At 70.4% G+C, this 19,564-nt stretch carries 16 protein-coding genes and 1 pseudogene; 5 read left to right on the top strand and 12 right to left on the bottom strand.

Going from position 1 to position 19,564, the window contains the following annotated elements:
- Positions 1-102: 102 nt before the first annotated feature.
- The 7 genes from ACWFR4_RS20335 to ACWFR4_RS20365 form a co-directional block, all read right to left on the bottom strand.
- On the bottom strand, positions 103-660 hold the full coding sequence (locus tag ACWFR4_RS20335) for a pyridoxamine 5'-phosphate oxidase family protein (protein ID WP_453459598.1): 558 nt from the start codon (positions 658-660) through the stop codon (positions 103-105).
- 84 nt (positions 661-744) lie between these two features.
- On the bottom strand, positions 745-3,474 hold the full coding sequence (locus ACWFR4_RS20340) for a fumarate reductase/succinate dehydrogenase flavoprotein subunit (RefSeq protein WP_453653757.1): 2,730 nt from the start codon (positions 3,472-3,474) through the stop codon (positions 745-747).
- A gap of 29 nt (positions 3,475-3,503) precedes the next feature.
- On the bottom strand, positions 3,504-4,253 hold the full coding sequence (locus ACWFR4_RS20345; protein WP_453459592.1) for an ABC transporter ATP-binding protein: 750 nt from the start codon (positions 4,251-4,253) through the stop codon (positions 3,504-3,506).
- Positions 4,250-5,113, bottom strand: coding sequence for an ABC transporter permease (locus tag ACWFR4_RS20350; protein ID WP_453459589.1), 864 nt, complete (start codon positions 5,111-5,113; stop codon positions 4,250-4,252). Before ACWFR4_RS20350 ends, ACWFR4_RS20345 begins: the two co-directional genes overlap by 4 nt.
- Complete coding sequence (locus ACWFR4_RS20355) at positions 5,110-6,456, bottom strand: ABC transporter substrate-binding protein (RefSeq protein ID WP_453459586.1); 1,347 nt, start codon at positions 6,454-6,456, stop codon at positions 5,110-5,112. The genes ACWFR4_RS20350 and ACWFR4_RS20355 overlap by 4 nt, the downstream gene beginning before the upstream one ends.
- Before the next feature lie 14 nt (positions 6,457-6,470).
- Complete coding sequence (locus ACWFR4_RS20360) at positions 6,471-6,698, bottom strand: 4Fe-4S dicluster domain-containing protein (protein WP_055563275.1); 228 nt, start codon at positions 6,696-6,698, stop codon at positions 6,471-6,473.
- Between the two features lie 41 nt (positions 6,699-6,739).
- A complete protein-coding gene (locus ACWFR4_RS20365; protein ID WP_453459583.1) occupies positions 6,740-7,510 on the bottom strand; it encodes a GntR family transcriptional regulator in 771 nt (256 codons plus the stop codon).
- Between the two features lie 169 nt (positions 7,511-7,679).
- Here ACWFR4_RS20365 and ACWFR4_RS20370 point away from each other — a divergent pair, with 169 nt between their 5' ends.
- The gene (locus ACWFR4_RS20370; protein WP_453653759.1) at positions 7,680-8,600 is read left to right on the top strand and encodes an FAD-dependent monooxygenase; all 921 of its coding nucleotides are present in this window, start codon (positions 7,680-7,682) and stop codon (positions 8,598-8,600) included.
- Between the two features lie 100 nt (positions 8,601-8,700).
- A complete protein-coding gene (locus tag ACWFR4_RS20375; RefSeq protein ID WP_453459577.1) occupies positions 8,701-9,369 on the top strand; it encodes a DUF2238 domain-containing protein in 669 nt (222 codons plus the stop codon).
- Between the two features lie 100 nt (positions 9,370-9,469).
- Here ACWFR4_RS20375 and ACWFR4_RS20380 read toward each other — a convergent pair whose 3' ends face one another.
- On the bottom strand, positions 9,470-9,955 hold the full coding sequence (locus ACWFR4_RS20380) for a carboxymuconolactone decarboxylase family protein (protein WP_453653761.1): 486 nt from the start codon (positions 9,953-9,955) through the stop codon (positions 9,470-9,472).
- Positions 9,956-10,153: 198 nt separating this feature from the next.
- Between ACWFR4_RS20380 and ACWFR4_RS20385 the strand changes: the two genes are divergently transcribed.
- Positions 10,154-11,107, top strand: a complete 954-nt coding sequence (locus ACWFR4_RS20385) for an RNA polymerase sigma-70 factor (RefSeq protein ID WP_453459572.1) — start codon at positions 10,154-10,156, stop codon at positions 11,105-11,107.
- A 284-nt stretch (positions 11,108-11,391) separates the two neighbouring features.
- Here ACWFR4_RS20385 and ACWFR4_RS20390 read toward each other — a convergent pair whose 3' ends face one another.
- The 4 genes and pseudogenes from ACWFR4_RS20390 to ACWFR4_RS20405 form a co-directional block, all read right to left on the bottom strand.
- Complete coding sequence (locus ACWFR4_RS20390) at positions 11,392-13,047, bottom strand: IS1182 family transposase (RefSeq protein ID WP_453653763.1); 1,656 nt, start codon at positions 13,045-13,047, stop codon at positions 11,392-11,394.
- 130 nt (positions 13,048-13,177) lie between these two features.
- Positions 13,178-14,408, bottom strand: a pseudogene (locus ACWFR4_RS20395) (RNA-guided endonuclease InsQ/TnpB family protein).
- A gap of 71 nt (positions 14,409-14,479) precedes the next feature.
- The gene (locus tag ACWFR4_RS20400) at positions 14,480-15,982 is read right to left on the bottom strand and encodes a long-chain-fatty-acid--CoA ligase (protein WP_453459566.1); all 1,503 of its coding nucleotides are present in this window, start codon (positions 15,980-15,982) and stop codon (positions 14,480-14,482) included.
- On the bottom strand, positions 15,933-17,015 hold the full coding sequence (locus ACWFR4_RS20405; protein WP_453459563.1) for a TauD/TfdA family dioxygenase: 1,083 nt from the start codon (positions 17,013-17,015) through the stop codon (positions 15,933-15,935). Before ACWFR4_RS20405 ends, ACWFR4_RS20400 begins: the two co-directional genes overlap by 50 nt.
- A 252-nt stretch (positions 17,016-17,267) precedes the next feature.
- Between ACWFR4_RS20405 and ACWFR4_RS20410 the strand changes: the two genes are divergently transcribed.
- Positions 17,268-18,287, top strand: coding sequence for an AraC family transcriptional regulator (locus tag ACWFR4_RS20410; protein WP_453459560.1), 1,020 nt, complete (start codon positions 17,268-17,270; stop codon positions 18,285-18,287).
- A gap of 170 nt (positions 18,288-18,457) precedes the next feature.
- Complete coding sequence (locus ACWFR4_RS20415) at positions 18,458-19,516, top strand: BKACE family enzyme (RefSeq protein ID WP_372560835.1); 1,059 nt, start codon at positions 18,458-18,460, stop codon at positions 19,514-19,516.
- Positions 19,517-19,564: the final 48 nt, after the last annotated feature.

The raw sequence follows: 19,564 nt of genomic DNA on the forward strand, positions 1-19,564 counted from the left end.
GCCACGTCCCCGACCGCCTCTCCGCCGCAGCCACAACAACCCGCGCAACCTACGGGATCAGCGACGCGGAGGCGATCGGTTTGTGGGTGTGGGTGGTGTTGCTCAGAACGCCCAGCGCGTGTGGGAGTAGACCCCGTCGTCCCGGCCGAAGCCGTATGCCGTGGCCGGGGACACCGCGAACACCATCGCGTCGCCCTTACGGAACGCGTCCCCGATCCCGTGGAAGGTGCCCTCGGGGGAGGTGATGTGCGCCCCGTACTTCGCCTCGTACGCCGTGATCACCTCCTCGAGCACCGCCGGATCGGCAACCGGCGCGGCCTTGCCCTCGACCACGACGTCGAGCCCTTCGGTGAGCGAATTCCGTCCGGTGGTCAGCGCGCAGTGCCCGTCATGAGCGAGGTTCCTCGCCTTCTGTTCGCCCGCGCCGGTGGAGAAGTACAGCACCCCGTCGTGCCAGGCGGCGATGACCGGAGTGACGTGCAGGCGACCGTCGGGGCGCACCGTGGACACCCAGAAGATCTCGGCGGCCTCCAACTGCCGCTGAGCTTCGGCCCATTCGGTGGCGGTGACGTCGGTGGCACCCGGGCGGGGGTTGAGCGCGGAGCTGTAGCGGGCGTCGAGCTCGGTCGTGGGCTGCTTCGCAGGTCCCTGGGTCGGCATGGTGGATCTCCCTTCCTCTCCCCTGTAACGATCCGTCGCCCGCGCGGTCATCGCGTGACGTCGGCCGTCAGGCACGCACGGCGGTCACGTCGCGGCGCGGGACGCGTAGGCGCGGACGTCCGCATCGGGGTCGGCGGTCGCGGTGGCGAGGGCCACGCGGGCGTCGGGGTCGGCGCGCTGGGCGAGGAGTGACAGGACGGCCGCCTTGCGGACGTCCGCGTCGGGGTCCGCGGATGCCTTGGCGAGGGCGGGAACCGCGCCGGTGGGCCGAGCTGTTCGGAGGGCGGTCGCGGCGCCGGCCCGAACCTGCCAGGCGGGGTCGCCGAGCGCGGCCACGGCCCGTTCGGCATACCGGGGCGGGCAGCCCGTATCGGCGAGTGCGGTGAGAGCGGCTGCCCTGACCAGCGGGTCGGAGTCGTCGAGGAGCGGGTCGAGCGGGGTCGGCGACGGTTCGCGCACCGCCGCGAGACCGCGGGCGACCGCGACTCTGACCTCGCGGGCCGGGTCTGCCGTGGCCGCCGAAAGCTGAGCGGCCGCGTCCACCGAGACCAGGGCCCGGACGGCTTGGATACGTACGTCGATGTCGTTGTCGGCGAGCGCGGCGGCGTACACCGAGGCGTCGCCGAGCCGCAGTTCCCGCAGGACGTCGAGCGCGGCACCCCGCACCGCCGGGTCCGCCACACCGAGGGCTGTTCGCAGACCTGGCCCCAACTCGGGCTCCGGGGACAGGACTTCGACCAGTTCGCGCAGCGCGCCCGCGGCGGCCTCCCGGACCTGGGGCGCGGCATCCCGCAGCCGTTCGGCGAGCGCGGGACCGGTCCCGGCGGGCACCGTCTCGGCGAGGACGGCGACGGCGGCCGTCCGCACCGCCGGGTCGGAGTCATCAAGGTAGGGGGAGAGTGTGTCCAGGTCGGGGGACTCTTCGGCCAGGGAGAGGAGAGCGAGGAGGGCGGGGCTCGACGCGGGGGTCTGGGCCGCCGAGGGCGAGGGAGCCGGCGCAGCGGCCGTGGCCGGGCGGGCGGCCGGAGCGGCGTCCCGCTGCCCCGCCGTCGCCACCGGCACCAGCGCGACCTCGCCCAGCACCCGCTCCGCCCCGGTCACCACCGGCTCGAACTCCGGCACAGGAACGACATACGGTTCGACCGGCCGAGCCCTGAACTCCATAGCCCCCGAAGGGGACTTGTACAGGTCGAGATGGTGCAGCCACCCCGCGTCGTCGCGCTCGGGATGGTCGAGCCGCTCGTGATACAGACCCCAGCGCGACTCGGTCCTCGCCAGCGAGGCGCGCGCGGCCATCTCCGCGCAGTCCCGGATGAACGACACCTCCGCACACCGCATCAGCTCATGGGCGGTGCGCGCCCCCATCCCGGCGATCTCGCCGGTCATCCGCTCGAAGGCCTCCACGGCCAGGGACAGCTTCGCCCCGGCCTTCGGCGGCGCCACGTAGTCGTTCACGAACCGCCGCAGCTTGTACTCGACTTGAGGCTGCGGAGGCCCGTCGGGGTGACGCAGCGGCCGGTAGATCAGCTCATGCGCGGTGGCGAGCTGCTCCACGGGCAACTCGCCCTCGTGAGCTCGGAATTGGGACGCGTCCGCACCTGCCAGGTCCCCGAAGACGAACGCGCCGATCATGTAGTTGTGCGGTACGCAGGCCAGGTCGCCGGCCGCGTACAGGCGGGGCACGGTGGTGCGGGCGTGCGCGTCGACCCGCACGCCGGACGCCGAGTGGCCGCCGCACAGACCGATCTCCGAGATGTGCATCTCGATGTCATGGGTGCGGTAGTCGTGGCCGCGGCCCTCGTGGAAGGTGGCGCGCGTGGGCCGTTCCGTAGTGTGCAGGATCGATTCGACGGCGTTGATGGTCTCCTCCGGCAGATGGCTGAGCTTGAGGTACACCGGGGCGCGGTCGGAGGCGAGTTCGGCCGCGAACTCGGCCATCATCTGCCCCGACCAGTAGTCCGACTCCACGAACCGCTCGCCGTGCCGGTTCACCTGGTAGCCGCCGAAGGGGTTCGCGACGTACGCGCACGCCGGGCCGTTGTAGTCCTTGATCAGCGGGTTGATCTGGAAGCACTCGATCCCGGTGAGCGCGGCGCCCGCGTGGTACGCCATGGCATAGCCGTCGCCCGCGTTCGTCGGGTTCTCGTACGTCCCGTAGAGATAGCCGGACGCGGGCAGGCCGAGGCGGCCGCACGCCCCGGTGGCCAGGATCACCGCGCCCGCCCGTACGGTGACGAACTCGCCTGTACGGGTGTTGAATCCGGCCGCACCCACGGCACGGCCGTCCACGGTGAGCACCCGTACCGGCATCACCCGGTTCTCGATGCGGATCCGCTCGCGCATCTCGCGGCGCCGCAACTGCCGGTAGAGGACCTTCTTGACGTCCTTCCCCTCCGGCATCGGCAGCACGTACGAACCGGAGCGGTGCACCTGGCGGACCGCGTACTCGCCGTGTTCGTCCTTCTCGAACTTCACGCCGTACGACTCCAGGCGCTTGACCATCGCGAAGCCTCGGGTCGCCGTCTGGCGGACGGTGGACTGGTCGACGATGCCGTCGTTGGCGCGGGTGATCTCCGCGACGTAGTCGTCCGGTTCGGCCCGGCCCGGGATGACCGCGTTGTTCACGCCGTCCATCCCCATGGCGAGTGCGCCGGAGTGCCGTACGTGTGCCTTCTCCAGGAGCAGTACGTCCGCGCCGCGTTCGGCGGCGGTCAGGGCGGCCATGGTGCCCGCGGTGCCGCCGCCGATGACGAGGACGTCGCAGGAGAGTTCGGTCGCGTCGGAGAGGGCGGGGATGGCCAGGGGGGTGTCCACGGGCGGGCCTTTCACAGGGGTGCGGGTGGTCAGAGGGACGTGAGGATGCGGCGGCGGAGGCCTGTCGTAGCGGGCGCGTTGCGTGCGTCCCGCTGCCGGGGGTGCGGGACGTCCAGGACCTCGCCGGAGGAGAGCAGGACGATCCGGTCACCGAGGTGGAGCGCCTCGTCCACGTCATGGGTGACGAAGACGACGGTCGCGCCGGTGCCGCGCAGGATGTCCACGAGCAGGTCCTGCATGCCGGTGCGGGTGTGCGGGTCGAGCGCGCCGAACGGCTCGTCCATGAGGACCGCGCGAGGCTGCCCGGCCAGGGCGCGGGCCAGCTGGACGCGCTGCCGCTGCCCGCCGGAGAGCTGGCGCGGCAGCTTGCGGGCGTGCTCGGCCAGTCCGACGCGCTCCAGCCACGCGTCGGCGACACCGCGTCGCTCCTCCCGTCCCAACCTCCTTATCGCCAAGGGGAGTTCGACGTTGGTGCGGACGCTGCGCCACGGCAGCAGGGCGTTCTCCTGGAAGACCAGCGCCCGGTCGGCGGCGGGTCCGCCGATGGGCGCCCCGTCCTGCGTGACCTGACCGCCCAACGGGGGCAGCAGCCCGGCGAGGGTGCGAAGGAGCGTGGACTTGCCGCAGCCGGACGGGCCGAGCACGGCCACGAGTTCGCCCGGCGCGATCCGGAGACGCACGGTGCCGGGCAGGGGTTGTCCTTCGTGGTGGCCGAGCCGCACGTCATCCAGGGCGAGTTCGGCACCACGGCGGAGGGGAACAGTACCCGTGGGACTCATGAGACGGGCTCCTTCTCCAGGGCCGGGGCGGGGGACGAAACCGCCGGGGGAGCGGCGCCGCGGTGTACGGCACGGGACGGCGCCCGCTCGGGCGGCCGCGGCCGCGGCAGCCAGGCGGTGGCGCGGCGGCCGAGGAACTCCACCGCCGTGGACGTGAGCCAGCCGAGGGCTCCGATGGTGACCATGCCGACGAAGACGCCGGGGTAGTCGACCACCGTGTAGTCCTGCCAGGTGCGGTAGCCGACCCCGTACTCACCGGAGATCATCTCCGCCGAGATCACGCAGATCCACGCGACGCCGATGCCCACCGAGAGCCCGCCGAAGATGCCCGGCAGCGCCCCGGGCAGCACCACCGAGAACAGCACCCGCAGCCGGCCGCCGCCCATGGTGAGCACGGCCTCCTCCCACACCGGCGTCAGCGCGCGCACCGCGTGCCGGGTCGACACCAGCACCGGGAAGAACGCCGCGGTGAACGTGATGAACACGATGCCCTGCTCGTTGCTGGGCAGCAGCAGGATCGCGACCGGGACCAGTGCGATCGCCGGGATCGGCCGTGCCACCTCCATCAGCGGGCCGAGCAGATCGGCGGCCCATCGTGACCGCGCGATCGCCGTGCCCGCCGCCACCCCGAGCAGCGAGGCCAGCAGGAACCCGATCACGATGCGGCGCAGGCTGTAACCGAGGTCCTGCCAGTACGGGGCGGTGCCGAGCCGGCCGCCGAAGGCCGTCGCCACCTCGCCGACCGTGGGGAACTGCCCGAACCGCAGCCAGAGTTCGACGTCCAGAGAGGTCAGCAGCTGCCAGAGCCCGAGGGCCGCGGCGAGCGATGCCGCCCGGACCAGCCAGCGGCCCGCGCTCATGACGCGAGCCCGACGGCGTCCGCGTAACCGACGACCCGGGCGCCGGCGTGGCGTTCGACGTACGTCTTCGCATGGCTCGGGGTGACGAAGGCGCGCAGGTCGGAGCCGTCCGCGACCCACACCGCGCGGTCCGCGAACCATAGGGTGCCGGTCAGCGCGTCGGGCACGTACGCGGCCCGGACCTCAGCTCCCTTCAGCGCCTTGAGGAGCTGCTTCGGACTGTCGAAGGTGCGGGTGGTGTCCTGACCCTTCAGCCACAGCTCGGACTTGGCGGCGCCCGCCTTCGGATACGCGGGTGTGTGCGTGGCCCGCTTGAGCGGCTCAGGGTCGACGAAGGAGTCCACGTCGACGTCGCCCACCAGCTTGGCCGCTTTGAGGATCGGTACGTCCTTCTTCAGCGCGGCGATCAACTCCGGTCGCAGCGCCGGGTCGAAGGTGGCGATGCCGTGGGCGCCGTTGTAGAGGTAGACCGCTTCGGCGGGCAGCCCGGTCTCCTTGGCCACCGACTCGGCAGCGGCCACCGGCTTCTTTCGGAGGTAGTCGGTGGCCCGCCGCTGAGCCTGGAGGAAGTCGTCGAGGACCCCGCCGCGCTCCTCGGCGAACTTCTCCCGGACGGTGACTCCGTGGAACGTCGGCAGATTCAGGTCGGCCCCGTCGTACAAGGCCTTCGCCTTGCCCTCGTACGCCAACTGGCCCGGCCAGGCGACGAATTGGGACAGTGCGTCGACGCTGCCCCCGGTCAGGGCGGACGCGCCCACGCTGGGCTGCTGGTTGAGCTTGCTGATGCCCTTCTCCGGGTCGATCCCGGCCTTCTTCAGGGCCCGCACCAGGGTGCCGTCGGCGGCCGAGCCGACGCTGGTGGACACTTTCCTGCCGCGCAGGTCGGCCAGTGACCTCAGGTGCGAACCGGGCGTGGTGACCACGGTGTTGAGGCCGCCGCGCAGGTTGTAGCCGGTGACCGAGACGAGCCGCGTCGGCTGCCCCAGCTGCTTGCCCCGGGCCGCGTTGATCAGCAGCGGGAAGTCACCCATCGACCCGATGTCGATCTTCCCGGCGGTCATCTGGGCGGTGATGGGGGCGCCGGTCGCGTAGTCCTGCCACCTCACCTTGTAGGTCTTGCCGTCCTTCTTGCCGCGGGCCGCGAGTTCGTCCTCGAAGTAGCCGAGGGAGCGCAGCAGTGTTCCGGCGGTGACGGTGTTGATGGTCTTCGACTGGTATCCGACGGTCACCGTGACGGTCTTGGAGTCCTCGGCCCCGGCGGTGCCACCGCACGCCGTGGCCAGCGGGAGCAGCAGGGTGAGCGGCAGAAGCCGGGCGATCGTGACAACGGGTTTGTCCAGCACGGTGGTTGGGCCTTTCACCGGAGCAGATAGGGCATGTTGACGGTGACCGCGCCGGTGGGGCACCGGGCCGCGCACGGGCCGCAGTACCAGCACTCGTCGACGTGCATGTACGCCTTGCCGTTGTCCTCGCGGATCGCGAGCGAGTCGAGCGGACACATGTCTACGCAGAGCGTGCAGCCGTCGATACACCGTGACTCGTCGATCGTCACGGGTACGTCGGCGCGCTGCGGGACAACGGGCATGGCTGTCTCCAGGGAGGGTGGTAGGAGGAACGTGGGGTGGGTCAGACGGAGTGGCGCGGAAGGACGCCGCTCATGGTGATGCGGTCGCCGCGGAAGCGGATGAACTCCAGGTCCACGGGCCGCCCGTCGGGCAGATGAGTGAGCCGCTCCAGCATCAGAACGGCGCTCCCGCGCGGTGCCTCGAGGACCGCGGCGGAGTGCGCGTCGGCGTTCACGGCTTCGAGGGTGATCTCGGCATGCCCCAGCGGGCCGCCGGTCAGCGTCTCCAGGAGCCGGAACACGTCCGTGTTCTCCAGATCGCAGCCGAGCAGGTCACCGCCCACATCCATGGGCAGATACGACAGGTCCAGGGACAGTGGCAGTCCGTCGAGGCGCCGCAGCCGCTCGATACAGAGCACGTCGGTGTGGTCGGGCAGACCGAGCCGGTGCGCCACCGGGCCGGGCGCGCTGACCGGCCCGACGGTCCGGACCTCGTTGGTGACCCGGCCGTGCTCGTGCAGGGTCTCGGCCAGGCCTTGCAGCCGGTCGAGGCCGTGCGGGTACTTCTCGCAGACCACGACGGTGCCGACGCCGGCCTTCCGCTCGACGAGCTGCTCGCCGCGCAACAGGTCGAGGGCCTGCCGGACGGTGTTGCGGCTGGCCCGGTAGTCGGCGGCGATGACGTCCTCCAAAGGGAGGACGCCGCGCGGGAATCCGCCCGACAGGATCTGGTGGCGCAGCAGATCCGCGAGCTGCCGGGCCTGGTCCGCACGCAGCCGCCGACGGCGCGCGGCGGCGACCGGAAGCGAGGCGGGGATACGTTCGGCTGGCATGGCAGGGAACGTACCGGCGCCGCGGCTCCGATGGTGTTGCGGCAGCATTGCGCCACCTGACGGCTCCGGTCGCACCGCTCTGACCTGCTGAATCGATGGCCGACGACCAAGATCCGCCACCTGACCGCCCAGCACGTGGACAGCGGTGGATCGCGGTGCGGGCGGGGGAGTGCAGCCAGGGGGCGGGAGCCGGCTCGCCCCCCCCCGCGACGGCGGGCGACGATGGAGGACGGGGCCGGTTGCGGGGGCCAGGTACTGGGAGGTACCCGTGGAGCACACCCGAGCAACCGACGTACTGATCGTGGGCGCCGGCCCGGTCGGGCTGAGCGCGGCCGCGGAGCTCCGGCGGCACGGGGTGCGCTGCCGTCTCGTCGACCGCTACGCCGACGGACGCGTCTTCGTCGCGGGCGACGCCGCCCACATCCACCCGCCCACCGGTGCCCAGGGAATGAACACCGGCATCCAGGACGCCTGCAACCTGGCCTGGAAGCTCGCCCTTATCGTCCGGGGCGAGGCCGGACCCGCCCTGCTCACCAGCTACGACGCCGAGCGCCGCCCGGTCGGCGAGGAGGTCGTCGGCCGGACCGTGCGGCACGCCACGAAGGGTATCGAAGCCGACCGCGACGCCCCGCAGTCCATCCTGCTCCGCGAGGCCCAACTGTTCATCGGCTACCGGGACGGACCGCTCGCCCGGAACCCGCACGGCCCCGCCGACGCGCCCCAACCCGGCGACCCCGCCCCGGACTGCACCGGGCTGGCCGAGCCCCTGGGCGCATACCCCCTGCGCCTGCTCGACATCCTGCGCGGCCGCACGGCGCACGTCGTGCTCCTGTACGGGACCGACGCCGCCGGCCTGGCCGAGGCCGCCGAGACCATCAGGGCTGCGGGGGAACCGCTGATGACCGACGGACCGGAGACCGTCGCCGTCCTCGCCCGCGACGCCGCCGGGGAGTTCGCCCGGCTCTACCGCCCCGACGGCCCGACCGGCTTCGTCGTACGCCCCGACGGATACCTCGGCGCCCGCTCCCCCCTCGCCGACACGGCGGCGGCCCTGTCCGATTACCTTGCGGCTCTGTCCCCGCAGACGTGATCACGACCGCCGCCCGTCCGCTCCTGTTTGAGTAGCCGTACTCAGGTCACCCGGCCTCCGGGCCGCCACGATGAGGTGACCGAGAAGAAGGAGCGCCCCGATGTCCCTGATCGCAGCTGCTCGTCGCCGGGCGGCGAACACTCCGGCCGCGATCGCGGCCCCGTCCCCCGTGCTGCCCCGTGTCTGCGTCGCCGTCGTGGTCGTGGGGCTCGCCGTCTCCGCCTGGGCACCTCACGACCGGACGACCTGGTTGCTGGAAGTGGTGTGGGTGCTGATCGGACTGCCGCTGGCCGTCCTGGCCCGGCGGCGGTTCCCGCTGTCGGGGCTGCTGTGCTGTCTGCTCGCGGCGCACGCGCTGGTGCTCGCGCTGGGCGGGCACTACACGTACGCCCAGGTGCCGTTGGGTGAGTGGGTGAAGGACGGACTGGGGCTGTCCCGGAACCCGTACGACCGGTTCGGGCACCTGATGCAGGGCTTCGTACCGGCCGTCCTGGTACGGGAGTTGCTGGTCCGGACGTCTCCGCTGCGCGGCAGCCGATGGCTGGCGCCGCTCACGGTCTGCGCGTGTCTGGCGTTCAGCGCGGTCTTCGAGATGTTCGAGTGGGCGGCGGCGGTCATCGGTGGGCACGCGGCGGACGCCTTCCTCGCCACCCAGGGCGATGTGTGGGACACCCAATGGGACATGTTCTGCGCACTGATCGGCGCCACGGTCTCGCTGCTGCTGCTCAGCAAGTGGCACGACCGGCAACTGGTCCGTCCGGCCGGCTGAGCCGAAGCGCCTCGTCAGGGTCGTCAGGGGCACTTGAGGGGCAGGCGCTGTTGCCGGCCCGGGTCGAGGGATCCCGGGCCGGCCCGGATGCACGTGGTGATCAGTTCGCGATGGTGGCGAGGTTGCCGGGCTCGTAGGAGCCGCCCTGGTTGTTCAGGATCACGCCGAGCCGGTTGGTCGCGTTGATCATGGCGATCAGGGAGACCAGCGCGATGGCCTGGTCGTCGTCGTAGTGCTTGCGCACCTGGGCCCACGTCTCGTCGGACACGCCATGACCGTTGTCGGCGATCCGCGTGCCCTCCTCGGCGAGCGCCAGGGCGGCCCGCTCGGACTCGGTGAACACCGTGGAGTGGCGCCAAGCAGCCACCAGGTTCAGGCGTGTCGCGGTCTCGCCGCCGGACGCTGCGTCCTTGCCGTGGATGTCGACGCAGAAACCGCAGCCGTTGATCTGGCTGGCGCGCAGCTGCACCAGCTCCTGGGTGGTCTTCGGCAGCGGCGACTCCTGGATCACCTGGCTGACGGCGTACATCCGCTTGCCGATCTTGGTGCCGATCTCGTTGCCGAACAGGTTCATACGGAGGTCCATGACCAAGTCTCCTCATGGGTGAATCGCGTGCCGTGCGCATCGTTCGCTCGGCTGCCTGACGAACACGAGATGCCGCCCGCCCGAATCCTGTGACAGCACGGCGATGTGACGTAGACCACCCAACTCGGGTGTCACAAGACGGGGAGGGGCGGCGTCTTGTGCGTGACACGGTCCAAAGAGAACAGGCAGGAGCCTGCAATGAGCGAGCGCACCGAGCGAACCACCGACACGGCCGATGACCACGCTCGCGGCGGCCACGCCGACGACCATGCCGGAGACGGGCGCACGGACACCGCAACCGAGGCGTTCGTCGCCCATCGCAATCTGCTGTTCACCGTCGCCTACGAGATGCTCGGCTCGGCCGCCGACGCGGAGGACGCCCTTCAGGAGACGTGGCTGCGCTGGGCGGACGTCGACCTCGAAACGGTGCGGGAGCATCGCGCCTACCTGGTCAGGATCACCACGCGCCAGGCGCTGACCCGGCTGCGTACGCTGCGCCGGCGCAAGGAGTCGTACGTCGGGCCCTGGCTGCCCGAGCCGCTGCTGACTGCGCCGGATGTGGCGGACGACGTCGAGCTGGCCGACAGCGTCTCGATGGCGATGCTGCTCGTACTGGAGACGCTCGCGCCGACCGAACGCGCGGTGTTCGTGCTGCGCGAGGTGTTCGATCTCGGATACGACGAGATTGCGGAAGCCGTCGAGAAGAGCCCGGCCGCGGTACGCCAGATCGCGCACCGCGCCCGGGCCCATGTGGCGGCGCGCCGGCCGCGCGAGGTGATCTCCCCGGCCGAGACCCGCGGCGCGCTCGCGGCGTTCCAGCAGGCGATCGAGACGGGCGATCTGCAGCGTCTGCTCGACCTGATCGCCCCGGACGTCGTCCTGCTGACCGACGGTGGGGGAGTCGTGCAGGCCGCGCTCGCGCCCGTCCTGGGCGCCGACAAGGTGGCCCAGGCGCTGGGCAGGATCGACGCCGCGACATCGCTCCAGCCGGCACAGGTCAATGGCTACCCGGCGCTCGTTCTCCGGCGGGGCAGCGACATCGACTCCGTCATCGCGGTGCACATCGACAACGGCCTCATCACCGGTCTCTACGCCGTGCGCAACCCCGAGAAGCTGTCGCGCATCGACCGCGAGACCGCCGTGAGCCGCTGACCCCGCAGCGAATTTCGGGAGCGTCGGACGGGTTGCGTGTCAGCTCCATCCGCCGCCGACGCCTGGTGGGTCGGCGGTCCATCGGTCGTTCCCGGGACGAACGTCGTCAGGCGACCGTTGAGGTCACGCGGGCTCGGACGCAGGTGGCCGTGTGGGGCCCGGGAGTTGAGCGGGGCGGTCGTGTTCGTACTGGTCGGCCTGGAGGCGGTACATCTGCGCTTGGCTCGTACTCCCTCCTGAAGGACTCCGTTGGGAAATCCGTGAAACGGCCGCATGGGCGGTGTTTATGCGGCGAGGCCGAGCCGGGCCAGGTGTGAGGTGCGGGTTGGGCCGAGGGGTGTTTCGGTGAGCCAGGCGTCGAGCCGGATGATGTTGATCGCGGTGGCGGCGAAGATGTGTCCGAGGTGGGTCTTGGGCAGGCCGGTGAAGCGGGTGCGGCGGATCTGGGTGCGGCGGACGGCCTGGGAGATCGTGCCCTCCACGCCGGCGCGGATGTTGTAACGCTGCTGCCATTGGTCGGTCAGCTGCTCACGGCGCCGGGTTTCCAGCGCCTCCTGCTGGTCTTGGGGGAGCAGGGTCAGGCTGCGGCCCCACTTGCCGTTCGCCGCCTTGGTGCACTTCTCATGCACGGGGCAACTGCCGCAGTCCTGGGCTGTGAAGTGCACCCGTGCGAGGGCAGTTCCGCAGCTCTTGCGCTGGGAAGACCAGCTGGCGCTGGTCTTCCCCTGGGGACAGGTGACTGTGCGGGCCTGCCAGTCGACGGTGAACGTGCTCTGCGCAAAATGTTCGCCCTGATGGTTCTCGTGGTGTGTGTCCAGCCCGACCGGCCCCAGCAGCTCGATTCCGTACCGGTCCTGGGCTGCGACTATGTGTGCGGCGGTGACGTAGCCGGCATCGACGTCGTGCTCGGCAGGCAGTAACTCCCTTGCAGCCAGGCCCTGATGGAGGGTCTCGGTGACCTCGGTGTCGGCGACCGTCGCGTCCGTGGTGATCACCTGGGTGATCAGGTGCGGGGCGTCCGGCTCGCAGGTCTCGGACAGGTGGGTCTTGTAGCCGCACCAGCCCGAGCCCCGCTTGACGCTGTAGCGGGCGTCGGGGTCGTAGGGCGAACAGAGCCGGCGTCTGCCTGGCGGGAGGTCTTTGCCCTCCCGCCAGCGCACCCCCTCGCCATCGCGGTGGTACTGCTCAACCCAAGCCCGGCGCAGGACCTGGACGGCGGGGATCTCCCGCAGCCAGCCCGGAGAGCCGGGAGCGAAGGCAGCCTCAAGGATCGTGAAGCCGTCACGGCCTACCTGTTCGGCCCACTCCTGGCGCACGTTCTCCCCCTTGGGGAAGCGGTAGGAGTCGATCCGGGCGCCGTATCGTCTGACCCAGTCTGCGGTGACCAGGGCGGACAGCCACTGCGGGGCCGCCACTGACAGGGCTTCCAGGGCAGCCCGCAGGCTCTCGCCCACGAACTCCATCCGGTTCAACGTCCGCACCGCCGCGAGCACATGCGTGGAGTCGGTCCGCTGACGGCCCCCCGCACGCAGCAGCCCGAGTCCGGAGATTCGCTCAAGGACCAGGTCCAGGACCTTCTCCTCCAGACCGTGCTCGATCAGCCGGGCACGGAAGTTGCAAAGGACGGAGAAGTCGAACCCCGGGTCGTCCAGCTCAAGACCGAGGAGGAACTTCCAGTCCATCCGGGCGCGGACCTGGTCAGCGGCCTGCCGGTCGGTGAGCCCCTCGGCATACTGCAGCACCGACACCAGCGCCAATGCCCCGGGCGAGACCGCCGGTCGCCCCCGTCCGGGGAACGCCTCGGCGAACGACTCGTCCTCGAACAGCGGACCGAGCGCCTCACGAACACGGACCGCAAGCGTCCCCTTCGGGAACGAAGCCCGCACCACCCGCGCAGTCAGCTCCGGCACTCCGCGATCGGCCCGCGACTCCAGCGACATCCAGCCCCACCCTCGATCGGCGAACAGGCCGATCATGGCAGCCCGGCACACTCGTCATCACCGGTTTACGGATTCCCCAACGGAGTCCTGAAGGAGGGAGATTCTGGCCGTCCCGCTCGTTGCTGTGCCGCTACGCGGCGCGTGCTTGGGGCGGGATTCCGTGACTTCCTGTTTCTTCGCGCTGTGCCAGAACGGGTTCTGGTCTTACCGGCGCTCCGCAGGCCGATGCCGTCAGTCCGGCGGCCGCTTTCACATTCTTGGCGGCGTTGACATCCCGGTCGTGATGGGTGCCGCAGGCCGGGCAGGTCCACTCCCTCACGTCGAGCGGCTTGGGCCCGTCCCGGTGTCCGCAGGCCGAGCACACCTGGCTGGTGGGCTCGAACCGGCCGATCTTGATGAAGGTCCGCCCGTATCGCTTGGCCTTGTATTCGAGCATGGCCACGAACTGCGACCAGCCTGCATCGTGCACGCTCTTGGCCAGCCTGGTGCGCGCGAGCTCACAGACCGCCAGATCCTCCACCGCGGACCGCTTGATTCTCGCGGATCAACTGTGTGGAGAGTTGGTGGTGGAACTCCTTGCGCGCATCGGCCACTTGAGCGTGGGCGCGGGCGACCTTCAGGCGGGCCTTGGCCCGGTTCTTCGAGCCCTTCCGCTTACGCGACAGCTCCCGCTGGGTCTTCTTCAGCTTCTTCTCGGCCCGGCGCAGGAACCGCGGGGAGTCTACCTTCGTTCCGTCGGAGAGGACCGCGAAGTGGGTGAGTCCCAGGTCGATACCGATCGCACTGTCGGGGGCGGGATCGTTCCAGCGGGTCCGGTCGGTGTCGGGGTCGGTGTCGATGACGAAGGAAGCGAAGTACCGGCCGGCCGCGTCCCTGATCACCGTCACACTCGACGGCACGGCAGGAAGCGCCCGCGACCACTTCACCTTGATCTCGCCGATCTTCGGCAGTGACAGCCGCCCACCCCCGGTGATCTTCCAGCGGGCGTTCGCGGTGAACCGGATCGACTGCCGCTGGTCCTTTCGCGACCTGAACCGCGGCGTACCCACCTTCCGGCCTTTGCGCTCCCCGTTGAGAGAGGCGAAGAAGTTGCGGTAGGCGGCCTCCGCGTCCCGCAGGGCTTGCTGCAGGACGACCGAGGAGACCTCGGCGAGCCAGGAGCGCTCGGGGCGGTTCTTCGCCCGGGTGATCAGCTGCTGGGACAGGGTGGCCGCAGTCGGGAAGGGTTCCCCTGCGGCGCGGGCCTCCTCACGGGCGCGCACCGCGTCGTTGAACACGACGCGGGCACACCCGAACGCCCGTACCAGCGCGCTGCGTTGACCAGGCTCCGGGTGCACGCGGAAGGCGTACCGAAGCTGCATACGGTGATCGTACGAACGGCCGCATTCAATGCCGTCGGGAACACCCGTTCGGATCTGCGAGCGTCGTCGGGTCAGGTTCCCGAAGGCTCCGGCGGGGCGAGCGCGATGTCCCGCTTCAGGATCTTGCCGGTCGCCCCCTTGGGGAGCTCGTCGACGAATCTCACGATCCGCGGGTACTTGTAGGCTGCCACCCGCCGTCGTACGTAGTCGCGCAACTCGTCCGTCGTGATGCGGGCGCCGGGCCGGAGAACCACCACGGCGGCCACCTCCTCGCCGCGCGCCGGGTCGGGCACACCGATCACCGCGGCTTCCGCGACGTCCGGGTGCCGGTACAGGACCTCCTCGATCTCGCGCGGATAGACGTTGTAGCCGCCGCGAATGACGAGGTCCTTCTTGCGGTCGACGATGAAGTAGTAGCCGTCGTCGTCGACGCGGGCGAGATCACCGCTGTGGAACCAGCCCTCCTGGAACGCCCGCGCGGTGGCGTCCGGTCGGTTCCAGTACCCCTTCATGACGTTCTCGCCCCGGATCGCCAGCTCGCCCACCTCGCCGGGGCCGACCACACGGCCGCCCTCCGCAACCAGGCGCAACTCGACCCCTCGGACGGGAAGCCCGATGGAGCCCGGCTTGCGGGGCCGGTCCGGCGGGTTGAAGCAGGCCACCGGCGACGTCTCCGACAGGCCGTAGCCCTCCAGCACCGTGATCCCCAGCTCCCGCTCGGCGGCGTGCAGCAGTTCCACGGGGAGTGCGGAGCCGCCCGAGACCCCCAGCCGCAGCCGCGGTAGGGCCGGCCCGACGCCGCTCTGGAGCAGCGCGGTGTACATCGTGGGCACGCCGAGGAAGACGGTCACCTCGTCGCGGCGCAGTATCTCCAGTGCTGTGGCCGCGTCGAAGCGAGGCAGGAGGGTCAGACAGGCGCCCGCCGTGATCGCGGTGTTCAGGGCGCAGGTCTGCCCGAAGGCGTGGAACAGCGGGAGCCCGCCGAACAGGACGTCGTCCGGCCCCACGCACAGCAGCGTCCGGGCCGCCGTCAGCGCGTTGCTCACCAGGTTGCGGTGCGTCAGTTCAGCTCCCTTGGGCGTCCCCGTCGTGCCGGACGTGTAAAGGATCACCGCGGTGTCGTCGTCGGCGTTCCCGGCCGCTCCGGTCATCGGCGGGGCCAGGCGCAGCTGCGCGTCGAGGGCCGCCGGGTCCGCGACCAGGTACTCCACGCCGGCCGTCGCCGCCGCCGGAACGGCCTCGTCGGCGGAGGACGGCGAGGCCACCAGGAACCGGGTGGCACAGTCGTGCAGCACAAATGCGATCTCGCCCGCCTTCAGCAGCGGATTCATCGGGACGACGACGCCGCCCGCGCGCAGGATGCCGTAGTACACGACGGGAAAGTGCAGGACGTTGGGCAGGACCATCGCCACGCGGTCGCCCGCCCGCACGCCCCTGGCCCGCAGCAATGTCGCGAACCGGGCGGTCAGGTCGTCGAGTTCCCCGTACGTGAGGACGCGGTCGCCCTGACGGACAGCGGTCCGGTCAGTGTGGGACCGGGCGGATCGCGCCAGGAGTGCGCAGAGGTCGGACATGTGGCTTCCCTTTCGTCGGGGGGTGCGGGGTGATCACGTCGCGCGGCGCGACCCCGCCGCGGCCGCCGGTCGAGGACTGCTCATCGCCCCAGAACTCAGGTGGCAGAGAGCGTGGCTGATGCGGCGTCAGCCACAACTGGAGCAGATGACACGGGCGTTCGTGATCCGGTCCGTCCTCGTGCGGCGTGCGGGCGTGCAGGACCGCGTGGTTGTTGAGCAGCAGCAGGTCGCCGGGCGCGAGGTCGATGTCGAGGCGCAGCTCCGGGGAGGACGTCGTCTCGTCCATGAGGTCGAAGAGCTCCCGCTCGGCCGAACTCAGGCGCGGTACCTCGGGATACCGCTGCGCGGACTCCAGGCGGCCGCGGTCGTAGCGCAGGCTGAGCCTCTCCCCGTCCCGGTGGGCGAGCGGCACCGCCTGCCAGGGGAGCCCACCCGGGAGCTGTTCTCCGCGACGGTCGAGGAAGTGTGTACGGCTCAGGCCGTCGAGAAGCTCGGGCCCGCGAGCCAGTACGGCATTGTGCACCGCCGCCGAGCTGGCGAGTGTTGTACGCCCCCTGGAGCCGGCCGCCCGCAGGCACAGCAGCGCCAGCGCGTCGGCGGCTTCGGTGCGCGGCGACAGCGCGGCCCGGGCGTCGGGCCCGTCCCGCAGATGCCCGAGCATGTGACCGGTCGCGTCCTGCGACACCGGGATCCCGAGGTGCTGTCCGACACCCCACAGGAGGACAGCGGCCGCCTCCTGGCTGTACCGCTCCACCGGGATGCCTCGTACCAGTACGAAGCCCCGGCCGTTCTCCAGCTCGTCGGCCGCACTCCGCAGCTCGCCTGCCAGGGTCGGCAGCGGGAAGTGGTCGGCGGTCACCTTCAGCAGAGGGGTGCCCCGGGCGCGCACCGTCCGCAGGGCCGCGTCCAGTTCGTCGAGCCGCGCCGGTGACAGGTGCAGCGCCCAGGCCGGGGAGGCCGAGAGATCCCTGCCCCGCCACACGGCCGGACCGGTGCAGGGGCGGCGGGGGAGTTCTGGGAATTTCCCACGCACCACATTCATCCTTTCTCCGCCGGGGAATTCCATGAGAGGTAATTACTGGGACACGGATTCACCGACTCTTTCGCGGTCTCTTCTTCGTGATACCGCCCCCTTTTCGCGGGGCCTATACTTTGCCAAGGTGTCTCCCATCGGAATTCCGTGCGGCCTACGCGGTGGTGCCACGCTAAGTCACGACCCCGCGCATCGCTTGACCCCACGGGACAGATGACTTATCAATCTGGGACACAGCCCTGGAGCGCGCCGATGAAACCGCTGGTCCGCAACGCAGCCCTGAGCAGCTACGTCGAGCTCAGTCAGTCCCTGGGTATCGACCCCCGTGCCCTCATGAAGCAGGTGGGCCTCGACCCCGTCGGACTCGCCGTCCAGGACCGCTGGATTCCTGGCGCGGCCGTCGCAGAGCTGCTCGAACTGTCGGCGGCGGCAGCGCGGCGCGAGGACTTCGGTCTGCTCCTCGCGGAGCGGCGCCGTTTCTCCAACCTCGGCCCGATCAGCCTCGTCCTGCGCGAGGAACCGGACACGCGCAGCGCCGTCCGGCTCCTGGTGCGCCAAGAGCGTATGTACAACGAGATGCTGCGCAGCCGGCTCACGGAGGCGAACGGGCTCGCCACGGTGAAGGTGAGCCTCGCGCTCGGCGAGGTGCGTGAGGCCCGGCAATCCGTCGAGCTGGCCGTCGGCGTGCTGCACGGATTTCTCCGGGTGTTCCTCGGCGCCCGCTGGCAGCCACTGTCCGTGTGCTTCTCCCACGGGGCACCCCACGACATCGCCGCGCACCGGCGCTTCTTCGGTCCCGTCGTGGAATTCGACCAGGAATTCAACGGCATCGTTTTCTACGCGACCGAACTCGACACCCCCAATACGATGTCGGATCCCCTGCTGCGCGGCTACGCCCGGCAGTACTTCGACTCGATCGCGGTCTCCGAGGACACCACCGAGCTCGACCGGGTGCGCGAGCTGATCGAGGTCCTGCTGCCGACGGGGCGCTGCTCCATCGAACAGGTCGCCGGCAGCCTCGGTGTCGACCGCAGGACCGTCCACCGGCACCTCGCCACATCGGGCGAGACCTTCTCCTCGCTCGTCAACGCCACGCGCAAGCAGCTTGCCGAGCAGCTCGTGGCGAATCCGAGCCGTTCCCTCACGGAGATCGCCGGACTCCTCGGCTTCTCCGCGCCCAGCGCCTTCTCCCGCTGGTTCCGGGATCAGTTCGGCAGCAGCGCCCGCGAGTGGCGCGCCCAGCGGTCCGCCCCCGGCCCCGTCCCCAACTGACAAGTCTCCTGTCACCTGCGGTAAAGCGCCGCGCGTAACCCGCTCTTAACGTGGCCGTACCGCAAGGGCCACTTCGGCTCCGTCGATCAAGACCCTTGCCCCAGCCACGAGTCGGGTCGCTGTGCCCACGAAGGCCCGCCCCCGGCGCGTCCGCGTACCAGGAGATGACGATGCACTTCCTCGATGACTCCCTGCTGCCCGAGAACCAGCAGAAGCTGGTGATCCAGGTCGCCCCCTACGGCCCCGAGTGGCTCCCCGGCGACGCCGACGACCTGCCCCTCACCATGGACGAGCACGTCCAGGCCGCCGTGGACTGCTACAACGCCGGTGCCACCGTCCTCCACATCCACGTGCGTGAACTGGACGGGCACGGCTCGAAGCGCATGTCCAAGTTCAACGAACTCATCGGCCGGCTGCGCGAGGCCGTCCCGGACATGGTCCTGCAGATCGGCGGATCCATCTCGTTCGCCCCCGAGGACGAGGGCTCCGAGGCGAAGTGGCTCAGCTACGACACCCGCCACCTGCTGGCCGAACTCGACCCGCGGCCCGACCAGGTGACGATCGCCATCAACACCAGCCAGATGAACATCGTCGAGATCATGTCCGACGACGACCTCGCCGGGACCTCCATCGCCAAGCCCGACTACTACGCGGCGTACCGGGACATGGTCGTCGAGGCGGGTCCCGACTTCTACCTCGAACACCTCAAGCGCCTGCACGCGAACGGCATCCAGCCGCACTTCCAGCTCGCCACCCTGGCCCAGCTGGAGACCGTCGAGCGTCTCATCCGCAGCGGCGTGTACACCGGCCCCCTGGTCCTCAACTACGTGGCCATCGGCGGCGGGTTCTCCGGGCGCCACCCGGCCGACCTGATCGAGTTCGTCCGCCGTGTTCCCGACGGTGCCGTCCTCACCATCGAGTCCTCGATGCGCGCCGTCGCCCCCATGAACGCCATCGGCATCGCCCTCGGCGTCCACGTCCGCGTGGGCAACGAGGACAACCTGTGGGCCCGCAAGGGCGAGCGCATGAGTTCCGTGAAGCAGGTCGAGCAGATGGTCAGCATCGCCGACACCCTCGGCCGCGACGTCGCGAACGGCGCGGAGGCCAAGGAGATCTACCACATCGGCGAGTACTACTCCGGCACCGACCAGACCCTGGCCGCACTCGGCATGGTGCCCAACCGGCGTCCCGGGCAGCGCGGCTTCATGCTCGGCGGCACCACCGGCTGACGTCGGCCGATCGTCGACGAACAAGCACAGCAAGCCGAACAAGCACAG

The sequence above is a fragment of the Streptomyces sp. NPDC055140 genome, from assembly GCF_053607285.1.